The following is a 20,030-nucleotide window of genomic DNA, read 5'->3' on the forward strand; positions in this document are numbered from 1 at the left end:
GTTTTACTATGACCAGCTACCCCAACAAAATAAGGTAGCTTAACTAGAGCAGAGTATCACTTATAAATACGCTTTTAGTTGTTCAAACATGTGGGACCACCTCTGAACACATTTTTAAAATTTTGATTTTTATATATTTTTTAATTAAAAAAATTCAGTGATACACGTGGTGATACAAGAAATTGAGCACTGTTCGTCTCGATATCCATGCAAGTTGAGCAACTTCATTCTGAGTTAAGTTTTTATTGAGACGTACACGTTTGAGCCTATCACCTAAGGCCTCAGCAATTGAAACAGGGAAATCATTGCGATGAAATTGCATATCTTTGATGACATTCATAAGACCTTTACAAAGATATGCGATTTCCTTTTGTTGATGCAAATTTGGCGTTACATGTGGTTAAGTACATTAATTTGTACATAATCAGCAAAAAGTAGCTTTAAGTGCAAAATATTACACTTACCACACAGAGTATATACTAAATAATTTTGAAATTTTGTGGCTCCACCTAGAGCTTTAATTGTAAGCGAACCAACATTTAAACCACTTTCGATTTCCTTGCCTGATTTTTTAGCCTGACGACCTGCTTTATCTAGGCCTTCCTTGTAGTTACCGAGTTTAACGACCATATCTAATATCAGACGAGAGGTGGCGTGATGGATATTCTAGAAATTGCAAAAGACTTTACTGAAGACTTGGCACCGCATGTAACCAGTCAAACTGGCACAGTCAAAACAACTTACAGCTGAGCAAGTATCTGCACTTTATTATATCGCTGTTGATTTTTGGATGCGGAATGATGAGCCAAATGTGAAATTGCCTTTTGAAGTTTTGCAGAGTTTGCGGGAGATGCCATAATGGGAGTTTTTCAAATCACCGTACATGGTGAAGCACCTCAGCTATTTGTAGGCTCTGAGGTGGGCGGTGCAAAGATCGTATCGATTAAGGATGTAAGCCCTAAATTAGTATCAACTTCAGAATTGGCTCAACAATATGGCATTAGTGTTGATGCGGTCCGTGATTGATGTGCTGAGATCAATAAAGGTACTCAAGGAAAGTGTCTTTATGATCCAGAACAGGCGAACTTGATTTTAACGGCTAGGCCTGTGGCTAAACGTGGGCGCAGTAGAAAAAATTAATTATTTTTTGATAAAGGGGTAAAACATGGAAAAAAAGCCATATAGGACTGTTGGCATAGTAGCCACAATCATCGTCGCAATTATTCTGGCTTTAATTATTATACCTGCAAGCTTTACGCGCATCACTGATGCAGATGTTGGTATTCGTCAAACGTTCAGCGGTGAAATTGAAGATACCGTACTGGGGCAAGGATTACATCAAACCGTGGTCGGTGATGTAATCAAAGTATCAAAGCGAAATCTTGTACTTAATGTTGAATCTCAACCCATTGTAGTCGAAAAGATTCCAATGCAAGATTTTCAATTAAAAGTGAATTACGGGATTGTGCCATCAAATGCTGCAATCGCTTATAAGACCGAAAAAGCGCAGCACATTATTACAGATGATGGTGATGTATATTTGCTAGGTCAATATGTACAATACGTTGCAAACTCGGCAATCAATGATGTTGTGAGTAAATATAAAGCTTTAGCTGTAAATGACAATCGAGCGGTCATAGAGACTGAAATAAAGAACAGTATTAATACTAAATTAAAAGCTCAAGGCAAAGATAAGTTTGTCAAAGTTAATGAAATTAATATTTTAAAAGTTTCACCACCTAAATCTATTTTAGACTCATCATTAGCAATTGTTAATTCTCAAAATGCTTTAAAGACAAAGCAAAATGAATTAGAAACTGCACGTGTTGAAACTGAAATCAAAAAAGTTTTAGCAGAAAATGCATCTGAAAAATATGTAGATCTACTACGTGCAGAAGCTGAAAAGACTAAAGCTGAAGCATTGCTCAAAGCTGCTGAAAAAGGAACATTGAATACTATGGTAATTGTTCCAGACAAATTCACTGGTGTAGGTCAATTAAAATAATGAAAAAGCCCTCTTATGAGGGCTTTTTTATGCATCCATCATATCCGCAATGTCTTCAACATCTGGGTTGTAATAAGTATTCACCAGAACTTTGATATTTTTATGCCCTGTCACCTTAGCCAAAACTTCTACCAGTAATTTCTGGTTATTCACGAACCGAGTAATCGCTTCATGGCGTGTGTCATGGAAATGTATGTCCGATAGCCCTACTTTCGCTTTACGGCGTTCCCACATCAACCTGAAAGCATTCTCATTCTGTGGAATCAACTTATCACCATCATGATCAATCAGATCCAACAAAACTAAAGCCTTTTTAGTCAGTGGCACATTACGAGCATCGCCATTTCTAAGGCAAATAAAAATGCCCAGGCAACATAATGCTCTGGCAATGTTGGCACCTGCCCTTGCTGGTAACCTAAACCTTCCAGAATTAAATCAATTTCATCATCACGAATACGGCGATTACGAGCTTTAGGCTTTGCTGGTTTCTTAAACCCATCCATGGGTTTGTCTCAAGCAGGAATAGTTCCTTTACAGCGTAACTGAATACAGATGAGTAAAGAGCGATTTCACGGAGCACTGTATTAGCTCCAACCTGTTTTAAGCGTTGATTTCGCCAGGCTGTTAAATGCTTTGGTGTGATGTCATGAATAGACATATCTGCCAGTGCACCAAATTTCTCATCAAAAGGACCGAGTTGTTCTTTCACATATTTAGATCCACGAAGCTTTCGCCCATGCTCATCATAATATTTATGAAAAAGTGTCTTGAATGGGTAATGCTGTTTTATGCCCTGGTCTTCCGCCAGCTTATTTGCCTTTGCCTCAAGTAATTTTTGCGCGGCCCATTGCTCGCATTCTTTTACGGTATCTCTAGTTGCTGAATATGTTTTTCCAGCAATCATTATTTTAATTCTATAGCTTTCACCGCGCTTGATCGGTTTGGGCATTTTCATGGTCTATAACTCTATATTCTTGGTCTAAATTTAACGACATTATCGGCAAAAAATAGCGATTTTAAAGATAGTGCTGTTAAGGGTAGACTTTATTTAAGACAACAAAAAAGGGTTTTAAACTACTGATTTCGCTTAAAACCCTTATAACATAACGTTTAGAATATTGGTAGGTATAAGCAGACTCGAACTGCTGACCTCTACGATGTCAACGTAGCGCTCTAACCAACTGAGCTATACACCTAAGTGCTGTGAATCATATTCACTTTTATTTTTTAAGACAAGTGCTTTCTATTATTTTTTAAAGTATTTGCACATGTTTTAAGCATTTTTCTAAATTGCTTTATTTGCTGGTGATTTTGCATTAAAGAATAGTGCTGTTGCTGATAATGCTGTGCTGTTTGAGTAAATATCTGTTGCTGATCCTGTTCTGCCCGTTCAGCCAAACGAAGCATCCAGCTATAAAAAGTTTCTGCAGGCTGCTTGCGCAAGTTGAATTCCAATTGTTTAGAAAATTGTTGAATGGCACGCTCATAAGCTGAAACCGACCGACTGCTTCGATAAAAAATCCAGATAAAATAAACCGCCACCACCAGCAGAATACTCAATAACATGATGATACTGCTGGCATAAGCATTTTTAATACCCAGCGTGGACAACCAGCCTTGCTGCTTTTCGGCATCATAGCCCACCACCTTGCTTTGCCATTGATAACTCGCATAATCACTCCAGATTCTCAGGTTTTTCATCACTGCAAACTGGCGATATCTCCATTTCTGTTCTTTATTGCCCAAAATACTGCGATCACTTTCAATATAATTTTGCATTCCCCCATCTATGCGTTGTGGCGCGATAATCGCTGTAGGATCGATTCTTTGCCATTTTCCATGCAATAAAACTTCGGTCCATGCATGTGCATCGAGCTGTCGCACCTCCCAGCTGGCTCGATCAGGGGCAAGTTGTCCACCCTGATAACCCACTACTACACGTGCAGGTATGCCGACATAACGCATAAGCAAAGCAAAACTTGAGGCATAATGTTCGCAAAAACCACGACGTGATTGAAACAGAAATTCATCTATCCGGTTTTCTCCCAGCAAGCCGGGATTCAAGGTGTAAGCAAAACCATTATTTTTATACCACTGCAAAATATTGCTGACATAACGTTCAGGTTGCTGTCCACTCCGCTTGAACATCTCAAATGCAAACTGGCGTGATTGCTCATCCAAGTGCTCTGGAATTTTGGTATTGATCTGTTGCAAAAATCCTGTTTTATATAAAGTCTGTTCTTGCGACTGAGCATTGCCCAGCCATCGCAATACAATCGGCTGATTCTGCAAAATTTGTCGTACTGGCGTAATACGGCCATCCTGTTTTAACTGATAGTTCTGTTGTAATGGTCGCGATTGTTCTAGTCCCATCACCCACATCACATGAGGATCAGCAGCTAAATACTGATAATTAAAACTGTATTTTCCGTTCTTTAGATTTTGAATTGCGACCGGTTTTTCATTGACAAAACTGCTGGTCCAGGTTTTACCGTCATACTGGTCTAAAACCATCGCTCGCCAATATAAATCATTGCGGTCTGGTAATTGATTCATATCGCCAATAATTCGAAATGCCAGACTGCTTGACTGCGATAACTCGGCAATATCCCCTGGTGACATGCTGTCACTCATCCCAGTGACACTTTTTTGTACCGGGATCGGAATCGCCCAAAGTGGTGGCAAGCGCGGGAAAAACACAAACAGTAGGATAAAAAAAGGCAAAGCCAGAATCAGGAATTTAGCCACATGTTTGGCATCACTTTGCCATGCACCGGATGAATTTTGCAATTGTCTAAATTCATGGGTCTGTAAACGGTACAGGCCGATCAGGCAACTGAGTAAACAGAGCAGCACCATCAGTGCCATCCAGATGGACTGGCTAAATAAAAATGAACTGGCACTAACAAACATGGCAAAATTAAACAGGATAATGACATCACGTTTATTCTTGCTTTCCAGCGCCTTAGCAAATAAAAAAGTAGATAAAACGGCAACGCCAGCTTCTATACCAATAAAAGTTTGATAGTTAAAATAAATTGCAGCCAAAGCAACTAAAGTCAGCACAAAGGTCCACACTCTGGATAAAGCCTTGGACTGATCTTTTAAGCTATAAAATAAAAAAAAGATAATTAGGGCAAAAATAAGGCTCAATACCAGCGGATTAAAAATAACCTGTGCCATCAGTATCAATAACAGGGTCATCAGTATCGAGGTTCTGATCTGTGTATCAATCATGATTTAAGCCTGCGCCAAAAGTTTTTTGGCCTGTAATAACTGGCTGTTACCCAAACCTGCAGCCAGTTCAGCTTGCGGTAAAAAAACTGCATATGCACACTGCATTTGCTCACATTGTTCAATTAAGCCCATCATGAGGCTCAGTTTTTCTTCATGCTGAGTACTCGGCATATTGTGATAATGAATTTCAATATTCGGCTGCTCATTGTGCTGTTCAAATACCTTGATATATAAACCTTGTCCACGTGCTGCCTGCTTCCATGACACCGCTTGCAAGCTATCTCCAGCCTTGAAATTACGCAGTTCACGGAATTCATCCATATCCGGCTCAAAACTGTGCTGATGCTGCTTGTTTTCTGCAGGATAAAAAGCCGCTTTAGGGGCCACCCATGAATATTCTTTCAAGTAAAAATAGGTCCAGGCCCGCACCAGCCCAAAAGGATAAACTGAATAGACCTGAAGGGTTGGATAATCAAACCTCCCTCTTTTTTCAGTAAAAAATGACAAGGTCATGTTTTGCTTCAATTCTGAAATGAATATTTTTTCCAAATGCTGGCTAGTTTTAACCCACAAATAACGCGGCTGCTTTTGCGCTTGCTGAAAATGGAGTTGCAAATCCAGTTGATGGCCCACCTGCCCAACTTCATTGACTGAAACCTCAAGCTTGAGCCCATGCAGCTGCTTAAAAGTTAAATAAAAGCTGATACATAAAATGGCACTGACCAGAAAGCAAAAACCCAGAATCAGGTTGTTGGCATAATTTACCCCGGCAATAAACGTCAGCAAAATCAACACCAGATACAGGTATCCCTGCTGATAGATAAAAATCAGAATGTCTTTTTGCGAGAGCTGTTTGATTTTTTTAAACTGGAAGCGTTTCGCTAACCATTTGTGCCACGGCTGGGTCAAAAGTGTAGTCAAGTCAATCACCCTTTAGCTGATCTGGACTTGCTGCATCAGCTGCAAGGTTTCTGCTTCGCTTAGGCCAATACGATGCGACACCACGGCAGCAAACACCGCTTGCACATCATCTGGAGTCACATAACTACGCTGTTCAATAAAGGCGTGCGCCTGAGCTGCTTTTTTCAAGGCTAATAATCCGCGGGTCGATAAACCATGCGGGCTTTTACGGGTCTCAGCAGCCAGATCCAGTAGATAATCCAGCACTGCATCGACAATATAAACTTGCGTCACTAGCTGCTGAATTGTCAAAATTTCCTCTTCATTAAAGACGTGTTGCAAGGTTGAAATCAAGGCATAGCGGGAATCTTGCTGTAATAGCAGTTTTTCTGCAGAACGTGATGGATAGCCTAGTGACAAACGCATCAAAAAACGGTCGAGCTGCGATTCGGGCAGACTATAAGTTCCACTCTGAAACAACGGATTTTGCGTAGCGATGACCCAAAAAGGTCGCGGTAAATCATAACGTACCCCATCTACCGTCACCTGGCCTTCTTCCATCGCTTCCAGCAAAGCACTTTGCGTTTTTGGACTACAGCGGTTAATTTCATCAGCCAGCAAAATTTGGGTAAAAATAGGTCCCTGCTTGAACTCAAACTGATGCTCTTTCTGGTTAAACATGTTCACCCCAATCACATCACTGGCAAGCATGTCATTGGTAAACTGAATACGCTGGAACTTCAATCCGGCAATATGCGACAAGGCACTGGACAAGGTGGTTTTACCCAGCCCCGGCAAATCTTCAAACAGCACATGTCCACCGGATAGCAAACAACATAAAGCCAGTTTGGTTTGCTGCTCTTTATCCAAAATAATCCGATTGATTTGAGTCAGGAATGCCTGAATTTTTTCAGCAAAAAATTCTACCTGAAAATTCAGCTCTTGTTGTGCTAGCGTGAGTTCCTGTTTTTGAACTTTATTCATACCCCAAATCACACTCTTTCCCCAATAAAAAACGGTGCATGATTAACATACACCGTTTTGTTGTTTTTCCAAATAAATCAGAAGATTTCAGACAAACATATCTTCAGGCTAGCAGGGACATTTTTTCATTCCACCGCCTGCGCTTGGATAACGTGAATCCACACAGTGACGGTAAAATGTTTTGGCATCCATGGGGGTTAAATCGGCATGATGTTTTGCCATATGCGCCAAATAGGTCTGATAGTCCGGCACCCCCACCATCAGGCGAAAGCTTTGCTGCAGGCGTTGCCAAATGAGCTGAATGGTTTTAATGCCATTTAGCATCAAAAACTGTTTTGGTTGAGCCAATACCGTAAACTTGATAATTTTGCCCAGTGCCAGTTTTTGACGAATTTGATCTTTTAGACTCATTTCACCTCTCCTGCCACTTCATTTGAGCTAATCTCATCACTGTAAATGGCTTCAGATTCATGCACAGTCGGATTTGGATTTGCCAATGCGCGGCGAATGACACCAATCGCAGCAAACAGCATCACCACCGCCACAATCATGAAGAAACCGCACAGTACTGCATTAATCTGATTGGAGAACACAATCGTTTGCATTTCAGCAATGTCTTTGGCTGGCTTTAAGATTTCTCCACGAGCAATGGCATCAGAGAAACGGTTGGCCTGTGCCAGAAAACCAATTTTCGGATTTTCATGGAAGATTTTTTGCCAGCCAGCAGTCATACAGGTAATGAACAGGAAAATGGTGGGAACAATCGTGATCCAAACATATTTTTCTTTCTTCATTTTGAACAGAATGACTGTGCCTAAAATCAGTGCCATAGCCGCCAGCATTTGGTTACCAATACCGAATAGTGGCCATAAGCTGTTAATTCCACCGAGCGGATCAATCACACCTTGATAAACGAAGAAACCCCAGCCTGCAACAGCGACTGCGGTACCCAACAAATTACCAAAGAAATTGTGCGATTGTTTCACCGCAGGAATTACAATACCGACAGTATCCTGAACCATGAAACGGCAAGCACGTGTACCGGCATCTACCGCTGTTAAAATAAACAATGCTTCAAACAGGATGGCAAAGTGATACCAGAACGCCATCATGGAACGGTTATTGAAAATTTCCGTAATAATGTGCGCCATACCAATGGCAAATGTTGGGGCACCACCGGTACGCGATAGAATTGAACTCTCACCCACTTCCTGAGCAAGCAGAGTCAAGGCTTCAGGTGTCACCACAAAGCCTAAAGTACGTACCGCTTCTGCCGCACTTTCCACCGTTGTACCGAGGACCGCAGCAGGTGCGTTAATTGCGAAATATACACCAGGCTCAAGAATGGTGGCGCAAATCATTGCCATAACCGCAACAAACGATTCCATCAACATGCCGCCATAACCGATCACACGAATATCCACTTCGTTATTAACCAGTTTAGGTGTCGTACCTGAAGAAACCAGGGCATGGAAACCGGAAATGGCACCGCAGGCAATGGTAATGAACAGGAACGGGAACATCGAACCGGCAAAGACAGGACCTGTACCATCCACGAAATGCGTTACCGCCGGCATTTTCATTTCAGGCAATGCCACCATAATGCCCACGGCCAGACCGGCAATCACGCCAATCTTCAAGAAGGTAGACAAGTAATCACGTGGCGCGAGCAGCAACCAGACCGGTAATGCAGAAGCAATGAAACCATAAGTGATCAGACACCAGGTCAACTGCGTACCTGAAAGGGTAAAGATGGGCCCCCAGTACGGATCAGCTGCCACATTACCGCCATAGACAATCGCCAGCATCATCAGCACAAAACCGATGATTGAAACCTCGGCAATTTTTCCCGGACGGATATAACGCATATATACGCCCATAAACAAGGCGATTGGAATAGTGGCTGAAATGGTGAATACACCCCATGGACTGTTGGTTAGGGCTTTTACCACCACCAAGGCAAGCACAGCAAGAATAATGATCATGACGCCTAATGCACCCAGCATCACAATGATACCGGCAAAAGAACCAAGCTCCTGCTTTGCCATTTCACCCAGTGATCGTCCATCACGGCGGGTCGAAATAAACAGGACTAAAAAATCCTGCACAGCGCCTGCAAGTACAACACCGACCAGCAACCAGATGGTTCCTGGCAGGTAGCCCATTTGTGCCGCAAGAATTGGTCCGACTAAAGGCCCGGCACCGGCAATGGCTGCAAAGTGGTGTCCAAACAAGACATATTTATTGGTCGGCACATAATCCAGACCATCTGCCAGACGATGAGCGGGGGTTAAACGTCTGGCATTGAGTTCAAAAACTTTATTGGCAATAAATAAGCTATAGAAGCGATAAGCGATAAGCGATGCTATAGACACAGATGGCAGCTAAAACCAGCCAGACTGCATTGACATGCTCACCTCTGCTGATTGCAAGTATCCCAAAGGACACCGCACCTAGAACTGCCACCAGAAGCCACACTATTTTGGAAGTTATTGATAACTTCGGTTGAATCGTTTCCATGTAAAGCCCTCATATCTAATGCATAAATCAGCCTTCATTTTTTATTGTTCGGTATACTGCTGTTTTTTCCCTTGCGACTGTACTCCTCATATTTTGCTTTTCATCTAATACTTTGGCATAAAAAAAGGGATGATTTTGATCATCCCTTTCGATAATAGTCTATTTTAAAACCATTATGCACGTTCTAAATAGTCACCCGTACGAGTATCTACACGAACACTTTCTTCTTGCTGTACGAATAATGGTACACGAACAACAGCACCAGTTTCGAGTTTAGCCGGTTTGCCGCCGCCGCCAGAAGTATCGCCACGTACGCCTGGATCAGTTTCCACGATTTTCAATACGACGAAGTTTGGTGCACTTACTGTCAATGGAACGCCATTGAATAACATAATGGTACAAAGTTCGTTAGAATCGTCTTTTAACCATTTTGCAGCATCACCCATTGCAGTTTTGTCTGCAGTAATCTGTTCAAAAGTTTCAGGATCCATGAAGTTCCACATTTCACCATCGTTGTACAAGTAGTTCATTTCTACTTCCACGATGTCCGCTGCTTCTAAAGAGTCACCCGATTTAAAAGTTTTTTCTAAAACTTTACCTGTTTTAAGGTTACGAAGTTTTACACGGTTGAATGCTTGACCTTTACCAGGTTTTACATATTCATTTTCCATGATTGAACATGGGTTGCCGTCAAGCATTACTTTAAGGCCTTGCTTAAAGTCATTTGTAGAATAATTGGCCATGAAAGGCTCGCTCCAAACTTACTAACTTAAATCTATTAATGCTAGACTAGCATTATTTTTAACATCTGGCATGATAAACTATTTGTATCAAGAGCAAAACTGGCAACCTCAACTGAGTGACCTGATTACGGACCCTTTAGAGTTGCTTGAAACACTTCAGCTCTCGCCTGATCAATTATTATCAGGGGCAATCCTAGCTTCTGAAAAGTTTAAGTTGCGTGTTCCCCGTGCGTTCGTCGGAAAAATGAGCATTGGCAACCCGCTTGACCCTCTGCTGTTACAAGTATTACCCCATCATCTGGAACTTGAAGATCATCCTGGTTTTGTAACCGATCCTTTAGGTGAGGAACAGGCGAATCAACAGCCAGGCGTATTACATAAATATAAATCGCGTTTTTTACTCACCTTAACTGGGGCATGTGCAGTTCATTGTCGTTACTGTTTCCGCCGTCATTTTCCCTACCAGGAAAACCTGCCAAAAAATGAAGATTGGTTAAATATTAAACAATATATTCAAAATCAACCAGATATAAACGAAGTTATTTTGAGCGGTGGCGACCCGCTTACCCTGTCAAATCGAAAACTTGCCCTGTGGATTGAACGTCTTGAGTCCATGCCGCAAATTAAATTTTTGAGAATTCATTCACGGGTTCCGATCGTAATCCCCAACCGTGTCGATGAAGAGCTGATTTCCTTATTAAAAAACAGTAGGCTGCGCATTATTCTAGTGGTACACTCAAATCATGCCGCTGAGCTGGACGAGTTTACCTGTTCCAAACTTTCAGCGTTGGTTCAACATCAAATTACCGTGCTGAATCAGGCAGTTTTATTAAAAGGGGTTAATAATTCTGCGCAGCTGTTAGTGGATTTAAGTTATCGCCTGTTTGAAGCGGGCGTGATGCCATACTATTTACACGTATTAGACAAAGTAAAAGGTGCCCATCATTTTGACTTAAGTCCTGAAGAAATTAATCTGATATATAAAGAGGTTTTAGAGAACCTGCCGGGATATTTGGTTCCTAAACTCGTTAGGGAAATAGCGGGCGAAAAAAATAAAACACCGCTTTTTGGGGTTTCAACTTTTTGAGTTAATAATAACGATGCTTATGAGTAATTCAGATATCTTCCAAACACCAACAGAGTTAAAGTTGGAAAAATTAAGCTTCTGCCCAACCAATGCAAAAGGCTTACAAGACTGGGTATGCAATTTATCCATTCTTCAATTGGGGAATTCGTCCAAAGAACTTTTCAATGCCTTGCTGGAAATATCAGAACTTAAATGTCCGGAAATGTTGCGTTTTGACTTGATTCAAATCCTGCATCCTACCCTGGATAATGTTTTAGGCAGCCTGGAAAAGCATTTTTTCAATCAGGGGCTGATGAGCAATGACCGCAGCGACCAGATCATTGAGCTAGCGATGCTGCTACGTAGTCATTTTGCCAAAATTTATATCGATATTTCAAAACGCTGCAACACCCAGCTCAGCATGCAAAAGTTTTCTCTATTTGCATTCAACCAGAAGAAAAGTTTGCAGACTGCCAGAATCGTGTCTACTTATTATGCCTTGCAGCAGCTGTCTTTATTGCTTTATCAACAGCATCTGCTCTATAGCACGCCTTTATTTGGACAATGGTTAATTGCACATCAGCTGATTGAATGTGCAATTAAAAATAATTTTTATCAAACCAATATTAACCAGATTTTAGACACGCAGCATCCTTTACAAACCGTTGCTCAGGCTTATTCACAACTGGTATTGCTGGAAATTCTGAATACTCATCAAATTCGGCCTTCTGAAATGCAGGGCTTATATTTATGCAGTTTTGACTGGGCCAAACTGGTTCATGTATTACCCAAAGAAACTTCGCTTTCTCGCTATATTGTCGATATTCATAAAGACTATCCCCCTGTTTTCAATGTCAATCAATCCAGTTTATATAAACCAACCATTTATATTTCAACGCAAAATTTATTAGATCATCTCTCGGAAACCCAAACCAAAAAATCGGGTTATCTATCGCGTAATGAAAAGCTATTCTTAACACCGGCCCTGCATTTCCATATTCACAACCTGCTTACGACCAATACTGAACGTCGTCATGAGCGTTATGAATATTCTGCACAATTACAAATCTGCTTTAGTCTTTCAGTGGCACATTTTTACCTCTCTAAGGGCAAAAACTTTCATGAGACTCTGGATCTAGATGGCAATTATCAGTTCCACAATGAAAGCAGCTTTATTAATTCGATGAATTCGAATATTCCTGCTGAAATGACAACGGCGAAAACTTTAGACCGGGAAGCCAAACAGATTTATTCTGCAGAAGTTCTGGACATCAGTGTCAATGGTTACAGAATTAAATGGAATGGCTCTGCACCTTCGAATTTGAAAACTGGTGAATTTATTTTAATTCAGGAAAATACCCATAGCCCATGGCGTGGCGGTGTGATCCGCTGGATCAAGCAGTCAACAGCCAAAAGCCTGGAACTGGGACTAGAAGTCTTGGCACAAGATTTATTCCCTTGTGCTGTCATGATCAAAACAGATCGTCATAGCAATAATTACCAGCCTGCCCTAATCGTTCAGTCTAGCCAAGTTGATGAGGTATCCACCAGCCTGATCGTGTCTGGTTCACATATGTTTAGGGAAAAACAAACTATTCATTTACGCCTAGGACGAGAAGAAATAAAAATTTATCTCACCAAAGCACAAATCATTACACAAAGTTTTATCCGTTTTGAGTTCGAATTACTGAATGAGCAACAAGAAAACTTGATCAACAACTTTATTAATAAGCAAACGAATGAAGTCAAGAATCACGATTTATGGGAAGCATTAAAGTGAGAAATCCATTATTGTCTAAAAAGTTAAAACGTACTGAAACACGTTTACTCATTATCGATGATAATCAAATACGTTTTAACCAAATTCGTGACCTTTTAACATCCAGTGAACATTTAGTACATGCAACCTTGCTGGATGATTTACAAAACTTCGAAAAGCAATTACATCACACTTGGGATCTGGTTATTTTTGGTCGTGCTTATGACTTAAAATATGAACAGGCGTTAAGCTTAATCCGCCTGTCCAAGCAACCAAACCTTCCAATGATCCTGCTCAAACCTGATGATTATCAGGCCGATCAATACGCAGGTTATATTCGTAAAGGGATTTATGACATTCTTAATCTGGATTATCCAGATCGTTTTTATATTGGTCTTTTACGTGCCCTTTCACTCAGTCGTTTGCTGCTGACACAACAACATTTAATGGAAGAGCTAGAAACAGCTCAAACCCAGGCCCAGTCTTTAGTTCAAGAGAGCAACAAAGCCATTGCACTGATTCAGGAAGGTATTCATGTCCAGGCAAACCCTGAATATTTAACACTTTTTGGGCTTAATAATGAAGATCAGATTGTTGGACTTCCCTTACTCGACCTACTTCAGCCTAAAGATTTAAATGATTTTAAGTTACGTTTTAAAAAAATTTCACAAGGTCAGTTTGATTTAGGGCGTTTTGAAATCAACAGCTTAAATCATCAAATATCTGTTCCAAACCCGCTTAAAGTTGAGTTTTTACCTTCTACGAATGAAGAAGATGCCGTACAAATTACGATTGATATTGAATCTTCACCATCAGTTCAGCCTACATCTACAACAGCCGATGCTCCAAAGTCCAATACCTATCAGCTGATTAATCGTACCATCACTCAACAACCTTCAGATATTAATGCCCTCGTGGTATTTTCCCTGGCTTCTTGTCCTGATAATATTTTTAAAGAGGAGTGGGATACACTCAAAAATTATTCCACTAATATCAAGGATTTTTTAAAAGAGCAAACTCATGCTCCATTATTTCAAACAAGTTTTGGTATTTATGTGGGCTTGTTCCAAGCCGAATCTAAAGCCAAATTAGAGTCCAAACTGATCGGTTTAAGTTCATTAACTAAACCGCAATTATTGTCCATTGATCACACATCCTATCCGCTGAATCTCAGAATTGGCTATACACTGCTCGATACTGAAATACGTGATGAAAAACATTTTGAACAATTTATTGCTACAGCTTACAAGACTGCTTTACCGGAAAATCAGCCGACTCCTGCACTTGAATTAGAAACACCCTTAAACATTCCAAGCATTGAGCTACAGCAACCCGAAATTAAGGCAGTACCTAGTTCACCTGAAGCAACCCTACTCAGAGCCTTGCAACAAAGCTTGGATCGCGGTGAAATTCACCTTAAATATCAACAGCTCTACGATAAGCAAGACACTAATTTATATACTTATGAAGTCACCAGCGGTTTTATTTATGAAAATGCCTGGAAAGATCTGGCTGGCTTAAGAGAACTTGCAGACGATCCTGAGTTATCCATTAAACTGGATCGCTGGATATTAGTGGAATCATGTAAACAACTGCATAATTTCATTACTCAATATCCTGAAGCAAAATTGATTGTGAATTTGAATAAAGCTGTACTATTACACGACCGAAGCTTCCCTGAATTCATTTCCAAACTCATTACCATTGTCCGCAGTAAATTGAAGCATCCATTAGTTTTACAATTTTCAGAAGAAGATATTAGTCAAAATATCTCAGATGCTCAAAAGTATATTGCCCAGTTACGTCAATTTGGCGCTGAAGTTTCCCTCAGAGACTTTGGTAATAGCATTTATAGCGAGTCGATGCTACGTCAACTTGATGTAAATTGTTTAACTTTACATCAGAATTTGACCAAAATGCTGCAAACAGAAAAATCGACGCAAGAATTACAGGAAAAGCTGAGTGCCTTCCAGGAAATTAAAGCTAGCGAAATCATGCTGCGCGATCTCAATGACATGACTCTGTTTGCAAACGCATGGAACGTGGATGCTCGTTTTATTCAGGGCGATTATTTCCAGAAAAAACTGGATCATTTGATTGATGTACAAGACCAATAGGTCTTGTACAAGGTCTGTAATTGAGTCATTGATGAAATAACGGACATAAAAAACGGGCAAGAAGCCCGTTTTTTTCATTTTGGGTATTAACGTTTGATAGAACGTGACATACCTGCAAAACGTTGTTTGAATTTGTCGATACGGCCGCCAGTGTCCACATTCTTTTGTTTACCAGTATAGAATGGGTGGCATGCTGAACATACGTCTAGGTAAATTGTTTCTTTACCAAGCGCTGAACGAGTTTCGATTACGTTACCACATGAACAAGTAGCAACTAATTTTTCATATTTTGGGTGAATATCGGCGCGCATCGTCGATTACTCCTAAGTTAAGAAAGGCTTATGCTGTCATCGCAATTGATCACTCTCATGATTCATGAGGAATAAGCTTGATCCAGGAAAAAGCCAGACCAACACCACAACAGACCATTCTTTTGGCCCACCGAGACGGATACCGTCAGGGCTAAGCACAACAAGTGGGCGCAATTATACGGGAAAAAATAACAGATAGCGAATTATTCTTTACCCTCTTCTATCTCTTTAAACTCATCTACAGGATGTTTTGACCAGTAGTTGGCAATGACTCCACAGACCATAAGCTGAATTTGATGAAAAATCATAATCGGCAAAACAATCATACCCAAAGACTGGCCAATAAATAAAATTTGTGCCATCGGCACTCCACTAGCCAATGTTTTTTTTGAACTGCAAAAGAACATGGCAATTTGATCTTCCCGGTTAAAACCCAGCCATTTTGGAAGATATAAAGCCAGTAGCATGATGATAGTCAAGAATACTGAACAGGATACGGTCAAAATCAGCAACGTCTGCCAGCTCACTTCTTGCCACAAACCGGCAACTACTGCCCCACTAAATGCCCCATACACCACCATTAAAATAGTGCCCTGATCAAAGGCTTTAACTATACCTGGCTTTTTCAGCATCAAAGGATAAACATATGGTCGCAGGATTTGCCCTAAAATAAACGGCACCAGTAATAACAAGGTGATTTGAACAATCGAGGAAGTTGGATCAAAACCATGCTGTGACTGACCTAGAATAAAGAAACTGACCAATACCGGGGTAATAAACATACCAACGATATTGGAAAATGAAGCACTACACACTGCACTGGCGACATTACCTTTTGCTACCGAAGTAAACGCAATGGAAGATTGCACGGTAGAGGGCAAGAAGCACATAAACAGGAAGCCCCAATACAGTTCCTTACCTAATAGAGGTAACAGAATGGGTTGTGCAAGTAATCCAAGGATAGGAAATAATGCAAAAGTAAATACAAAAACCACCACATGAAACTTCCAGTGCATGATGCCTTGCATCACCGCTTCTCGGGACAGTTTTGCTCCATGTAAAAAAAACAGGATTGCAATGGCAATGCTGGTTAAAATTCCAAAAACATCTGCAGCTCCGCCTGCTACTGGAGCTATACTGGCCAAAATTACCATCACTACCAGCAAAATGGTAAAGCGGTCCAATGCCAACAGTTTTAACATTATTACGTCCTGTAAATGACAGCCAATAAAAAACCCAATAAGTGATTTTACCTTGCGGTAAAGTTTCATCTTACTGGGCTGAATAAATAAAGCCAGTGTTTCAACTCAATGTTGAATATTTAGTTTATCTATATCACTTTATGATGAGACTTCTGTCATCAATTCCTTTTATTTATCCTTATGGGAGAAAAAATAAAAAGAGTGTCAATAATGAGCAAAGAAGTCTGTTAGTTATTTCTGGCATTAACATCTTGCTGAATTAGCTCGATTTTATAGCCGTCTGGATCTTCAACAAAAGCGATCACGGTAACACCACCCTTCATTGGACCAGCTTCACGCACCACCTTACCACCACGTGCCTTGATCTCTTCACAGGCTTTATAGGCATCATCGACCGCAATCGCAATATGGCCATAGCCATTGCCCAGCTCATAACTTTCTGTGTCCCAGTTATGCGTCAATTCCAGTACGGTATGGTTTTCTTCATCACCATAGCCGACAAAAGCCAGAGTGAATCGACCTTCTTCATAATCACGTTTACGAAGTAAAGTCATACCGAGTACTTCAGTATAAAACTTTAAAGATTGTTCTAGATTGCCTACTCGTAACATGGTATGCAGCATGCGCATCATTCATTTTCCTATGTTTCAATTTTTACAGACACTATAGGGAGTTGCTGGGGAAAATTCAATTTAGCAAACTGGAGCTGGATATCATTTATTGTTTCACTTCCCCATTATTATTACATTTTTAAATCAATATTCTGCTTAACAGCACAGCGCACCATAATGATGGAGTCTTCACTTAGGCTATTTAAAAAATAAGACTGAACCTTTACTGCAATTTTTAGCCAAAGAAAAAACCCATTTCATCTTCAAGACAAAATGGGTTTTTCATTCATTTTTTAAAAATTTGAGCTTAATTGGACTGTTGCTGATGTTCACGCAACAGCTTCGCCACCCAGACCACCAAGATTAAAATTGGAATGCCAATCAGCGTGGTCATGAGGAAGAAATTCGGATAACCAATATTGGTCACAATGGTTCCTGAATAGCCGCCTAAAATCTTCGGCGTTAAAGTCATCAGCGAACTAAAAATGGCATATTGTACTGCAGTGAAAGATACACTGGTTAAACTGGACAAAAATGCGATGAATGCTGCACCTGCCAATCCCGATGCCAGGTTATCGACAATAATGGCAAAATATAACCACAGCGAACTATAAGGTTTAATGACCTTGCCGCTAATTTCAACATCGTCAGCCGATTGAACATTGATTGCAGCTAAAGGCTGTACATCAATATCCAGATCTTTGGCTGTAGTTGAGTTCATATCGATAGTATAGCGATGCTGTGCGCTTAAAATGGCTTTGTCATTATCGATCACTTCAGCCACGAGCTGTTTTGATGCTGAATTTACCAGGCTTTCTGCTGGAATAGCGGTGCTAAATACACCTGTTTTGTCCAGATTGGCATCAAATTTTTGACCGTCCAAACTCAGGACAATTTTTTGTGTTTCATTCAAGGGCTGCCCAACATACTGGCCCCGTACCACCAGACTGTTCTGTTGTTCATTTGAAGCAATAACATTATCGCTGGTCACCGGCAGAATTTGCATCATGCCTGATTGAGCACCTTGCTGTTGCGCATTCTGTTTTAAATAGGGAACTGTGCTCACTACTGAGGGTTGTGTATCATCTTGATATTGCACTTGAACCTGTACTGCATTGGCTTGTGCCAAAACCTGACTCGGCACTTTCAGTTTCCAGTAACCCACTTCATCCGATTGAACCTGATACTTGTGCTGACCTACCGTGACTTGAACATCATGGGTTGGCTGGCCTGATTTCACCAAACCGATAAAGATCAGGTTGGTTGAGCTGGCCAAAATTGCACCAACAAACATCAGTTTCATAATGTTCATACGCTGTGCCAACAAGCCACCCAGGAAACCACCGACCAGGCTGAAAATCACCCCGTAAATTTTTACTGCTTCCGCAATTTGCTCTTTACTGAAGTTTAAATCCTGATAGAACACATTGGAGATGACCCCGGCAATAATGTCCGAGATGCGATAGAAACCGATGAGCAATAACAGAACCAAAGCCAGCTTTAAGCCATAGCGTCTAAAAAAATCGGCAATCGGGCTGATCCAGGTTTCCATAGCCATTTGCTTGTTGACCGCACCCATTTTGACCAATAATGAGCCCAGCAATACGGCTACCGCAGCAGATCCAACAAAGCGCAAGGTTTCAAAGCAAAACAGCAATAATGAATCGGTAATTGCAAATTGTGCCTTAACAGATTCGGTTAGAGTTCCGGAAAAAATATAGCTCAATACAAAGCCAATCACGGCAACAAAAAATACGGCCACCAGACGATAGTAATCACTACGCTTATAATCTTTATAAGTGCGATCAACCTTCGGTTCACGAATCACTAAAGTGGTGATAATTCCGACCAGCATGACTGCTGCCATAACCAAATAAGTAATTTTCCAGGCGCTATAAATATAGTTTCCTTTAGCCGTTCCAAGTGAGGCCGCAAGGAACAATGCACCTGCACCGGCCACAATCATCCCGATGCGATAACCTGCATTATAAGTCGAGGCAAGCACTGTCTGCATTTCAGTTTCTGCAAGTTCAATACGATAGGCATCAATCACAATATCCTGAGTTGCTGCAGAAAAACCGAGTAACACAGCTCCTGCTGCCATCTGATATAAATAGCCCTGACCGAGTGCTGGATTAGAAAAAGCCATCGTACAAATGGCACTGATAATTAAAACTTGTGCAATGAGCAACCAGGCCCGACGTCGCCCCAGCTTTTGGGTCAAAAATGGCACCGGCAACTCGTCAATCAAAGGTGCCCAAACAAACTTGAATGAATAGCCCAGGGCTGCCCAGCTAAAAAAGGTTACTGCACTTTTTTCAATGCCGGCTTCACCCAGCCATAAGGACAGACTGGAAAAGATCAAAAGAATGGGAATACCAGCTGAAAAGCCTAAAAACAGCATGATCAATGCACGACGATCGAGAAAAGCAGTAAAGGCAGATTTCCACCCTATAGATTGTGTTGTCATTACGTTGTTTTTTTCTGCAAAACTGAATGCTGCTATTCAAACGCTTAATAAGTTCAGTTTCAACAATAATTGTGAAATCATTATTTTATTTTGTCGATAAAAACG

At 40.8% G+C, this 20,030-nt stretch carries 15 protein-coding genes, 1 tRNA gene and 2 pseudogenes; 5 read left to right on the top strand and 13 right to left on the bottom strand.

What is annotated here, in order from left to right:
* Positions 1-390: 390 nt before the first annotated feature.
* Positions 391-630 (bottom strand): hypothetical protein, encoded by a 240-nt coding sequence (locus ACE01T_RS11175; RefSeq protein WP_180043307.1) that lies wholly within the window; start codon positions 628-630, stop codon positions 391-393.
* A gap of 228 nt (positions 631-858) precedes the next feature.
* Between ACE01T_RS11175 and ACE01T_RS11180 the strand changes: the two genes are divergently transcribed.
* Both ACE01T_RS11180 and ACE01T_RS11185 read left to right on the top strand, forming a co-directional pair.
* A complete protein-coding gene (locus ACE01T_RS11180; RefSeq protein WP_395519274.1) occupies positions 859-1,026 on the top strand; it encodes a hypothetical protein in 168 nt (55 codons plus the stop codon).
* A 139-nt stretch (positions 1,027-1,165) separates the two neighbouring features.
* Positions 1,166-2,005, top strand: coding sequence for an SPFH domain-containing protein (locus tag ACE01T_RS11185; protein WP_349926951.1), 840 nt, complete (start codon positions 1,166-1,168; stop codon positions 2,003-2,005).
* Between the two features lie 27 nt (positions 2,006-2,032).
* Here ACE01T_RS11185 and ACE01T_RS11190 read toward each other — a convergent pair.
* The 8 genes and pseudogenes from ACE01T_RS11190 to efp form a co-directional block, all read right to left on the bottom strand.
* A pseudogene (locus tag ACE01T_RS11190) lies at positions 2,033-2,960 on the bottom strand (tyrosine-type recombinase/integrase).
* Positions 2,961-3,124: 164 nt separating this feature from the next.
* Positions 3,125-3,201: transfer RNA gene (locus ACE01T_RS11195), tRNA-Val, on the bottom strand.
* A 31-nt stretch (positions 3,202-3,232) separates the two neighbouring features.
* The gene (locus tag ACE01T_RS11200; protein WP_180043301.1) at positions 3,233-5,242 is read right to left on the bottom strand and encodes a transglutaminase TgpA family protein; all 2,010 of its coding nucleotides are present in this window, start codon (positions 5,240-5,242) and stop codon (positions 3,233-3,235) included.
* A gap of 3 nt (positions 5,243-5,245) precedes the next feature.
* Positions 5,246-6,151 carry a DUF58 domain-containing protein gene (locus ACE01T_RS11205; RefSeq protein ID WP_180043313.1) on the bottom strand — a complete coding sequence of 302 codons (906 nt, stop codon included), beginning with the start codon at positions 6,149-6,151 and terminating at the stop codon, positions 5,246-5,248.
* Between the two features lie 24 nt (positions 6,152-6,175).
* Complete coding sequence (locus ACE01T_RS11210) at positions 6,176-7,138, bottom strand: AAA family ATPase (protein ID WP_373423514.1); 963 nt, start codon at positions 7,136-7,138, stop codon at positions 6,176-6,178.
* A 96-nt stretch (positions 7,139-7,234) separates the two neighbouring features.
* Positions 7,235-7,537, bottom strand: coding sequence for a YbdD/YjiX family protein (locus tag ACE01T_RS11215; protein WP_180043297.1), 303 nt, complete (start codon positions 7,535-7,537; stop codon positions 7,235-7,237).
* Positions 7,534-9,646 (bottom strand): annotated as a pseudogene (locus tag ACE01T_RS11220) (carbon starvation CstA family protein). The gene ACE01T_RS11215 and the pseudogene ACE01T_RS11220 overlap by 4 nt, the downstream one beginning before the upstream one ends.
* A 173-nt stretch (positions 9,647-9,819) precedes the next feature.
* Entirely contained in the window at positions 9,820-10,389 is a 570-nt protein-coding gene (efp, locus tag ACE01T_RS11225; RefSeq protein ID WP_086195645.1) for an elongation factor P, read from the bottom strand.
* Between the two features lie 70 nt (positions 10,390-10,459).
* Between efp and epmB the strand changes: the two genes are divergently transcribed.
* Genes epmB through ACE01T_RS11240 form a run of 3 tightly spaced genes read left to right on the top strand, consistent with a single transcriptional unit; the run spans position 10,460 to position 15,331 of the window.
* On the top strand, positions 10,460-11,476 hold the full coding sequence (gene epmB / locus ACE01T_RS11230) for an EF-P beta-lysylation protein EpmB (protein ID WP_395519275.1): 1,017 nt from the start codon (positions 10,460-10,462) through the stop codon (positions 11,474-11,476).
* Positions 11,477-11,489: 13 nt separating this feature from the next.
* Positions 11,490-13,235, top strand: coding sequence for a cyclic-di-GMP receptor FimW-related protein (locus ACE01T_RS11235; protein WP_395519276.1), 1,746 nt, complete (start codon positions 11,490-11,492; stop codon positions 13,233-13,235).
* Positions 13,217-15,331, top strand: a complete 2,115-nt coding sequence (locus tag ACE01T_RS11240; RefSeq protein WP_180174800.1) for an EAL domain-containing protein — start codon at positions 13,217-13,219, stop codon at positions 15,329-15,331. Before ACE01T_RS11235 ends, ACE01T_RS11240 begins: the two co-directional genes overlap by 19 nt.
* An 86-nt stretch (positions 15,332-15,417) precedes the next feature.
* Here ACE01T_RS11240 and rpmE read toward each other — a convergent pair whose 3' ends face one another.
* The 4 genes from rpmE to ACE01T_RS11260 all read right to left on the bottom strand — a co-directional run bounded on the left by rpmE (position 15,418) and on the right by ACE01T_RS11260 (position 19,925).
* The gene (gene rpmE / locus ACE01T_RS11245) at positions 15,418-15,642 is read right to left on the bottom strand and encodes a 50S ribosomal protein L31 (protein ID WP_001200845.1); all 225 of its coding nucleotides are present in this window, start codon (positions 15,640-15,642) and stop codon (positions 15,418-15,420) included.
* 203 nt (positions 15,643-15,845) lie between these two features.
* Positions 15,846-16,844: a bile acid:sodium symporter family protein gene (locus ACE01T_RS11250; protein ID WP_180174799.1), complete on the bottom strand. Its 999-nt coding sequence runs from the start codon at positions 16,842-16,844 to the stop codon at positions 15,846-15,848.
* Between the two features lie 227 nt (positions 16,845-17,071).
* Positions 17,072-17,473, bottom strand: coding sequence for a lactoylglutathione lyase (gene gloA, locus ACE01T_RS11255; protein WP_166166964.1), 402 nt, complete (start codon positions 17,471-17,473; stop codon positions 17,072-17,074).
* Between the two features lie 289 nt (positions 17,474-17,762).
* A complete protein-coding gene (locus tag ACE01T_RS11260; RefSeq protein WP_180174798.1) occupies positions 17,763-19,925 on the bottom strand; it encodes an AmpG family muropeptide MFS transporter in 2,163 nt (720 codons plus the stop codon).
* Positions 19,926-20,030: the final 105 nt, after the last annotated feature.

It is taken from the genome of Acinetobacter uliginosus (assembly GCF_044130295.1).
In the GTDB taxonomy this organism is placed as follows: domain Bacteria; phylum Pseudomonadota; class Gammaproteobacteria; order Pseudomonadales; family Moraxellaceae; genus Acinetobacter.

Bases quoted from the DNA above. Each gene is read 5' to 3' on its own strand.
- ACE01T_RS11175 (WP_180043307.1), bottom strand. From the start codon at position 630: ATGGTCGTTAAACTCGGTAACTACAAGGAAGGCCTAGATAAAGCAGGT.
- ACE01T_RS11180 (WP_395519274.1), top strand. From the start codon at position 859: ATGGGAGTTTTTCAAATCACCGTACATGGTGAAGCACCTCAGCTATTT.
- ACE01T_RS11185 (WP_349926951.1), top strand. From the start codon at position 1,166: ATGGAAAAAAAGCCATATAGGACTGTTGGCATAGTAGCCACAATCATC.
- ACE01T_RS11200 (WP_180043301.1), bottom strand. From the start codon at position 5,242: ATGATTGATACACAGATCAGAACCTCGATACTGATGACCCTGTTATTG.
- ACE01T_RS11215 (WP_180043297.1), bottom strand. From the start codon at position 7,537: ATGAGTCTAAAAGATCAAATTCGTCAAAAACTGGCACTGGGCAAAATT.
- efp (WP_086195645.1), bottom strand. From the start codon at position 10,389: ATGGCCAATTATTCTACAAATGACTTTAAGCAAGGCCTTAAAGTAATG.
- epmB (WP_395519275.1), top strand. From the start codon at position 10,460: ATGATAAACTATTTGTATCAAGAGCAAAACTGGCAACCTCAACTGAGT.
- ACE01T_RS11235 (WP_395519276.1), top strand. From the start codon at position 11,490: ATGCTTATGAGTAATTCAGATATCTTCCAAACACCAACAGAGTTAAAG.
- ACE01T_RS11240 (WP_180174800.1), top strand. From the start codon at position 13,217: ATGGGAAGCATTAAAGTGAGAAATCCATTATTGTCTAAAAAGTTAAAA.
- rpmE (WP_001200845.1), bottom strand. From the start codon at position 15,642: ATGCGCGCCGATATTCACCCAAAATATGAAAAATTAGTTGCTACTTGT.
- ACE01T_RS11250 (WP_180174799.1), bottom strand. From the start codon at position 16,844: ATGTTAAAACTGTTGGCATTGGACCGCTTTACCATTTTGCTGGTAGTG.
- gloA (WP_166166964.1), bottom strand. From the start codon at position 17,473: ATGCGCATGCTGCATACCATGTTACGAGTAGGCAATCTAGAACAATCT.
- ACE01T_RS11260 (WP_180174798.1), bottom strand. From the start codon at position 19,925: ATGACAACACAATCTATAGGGTGGAAATCTGCCTTTACTGCTTTTCTC.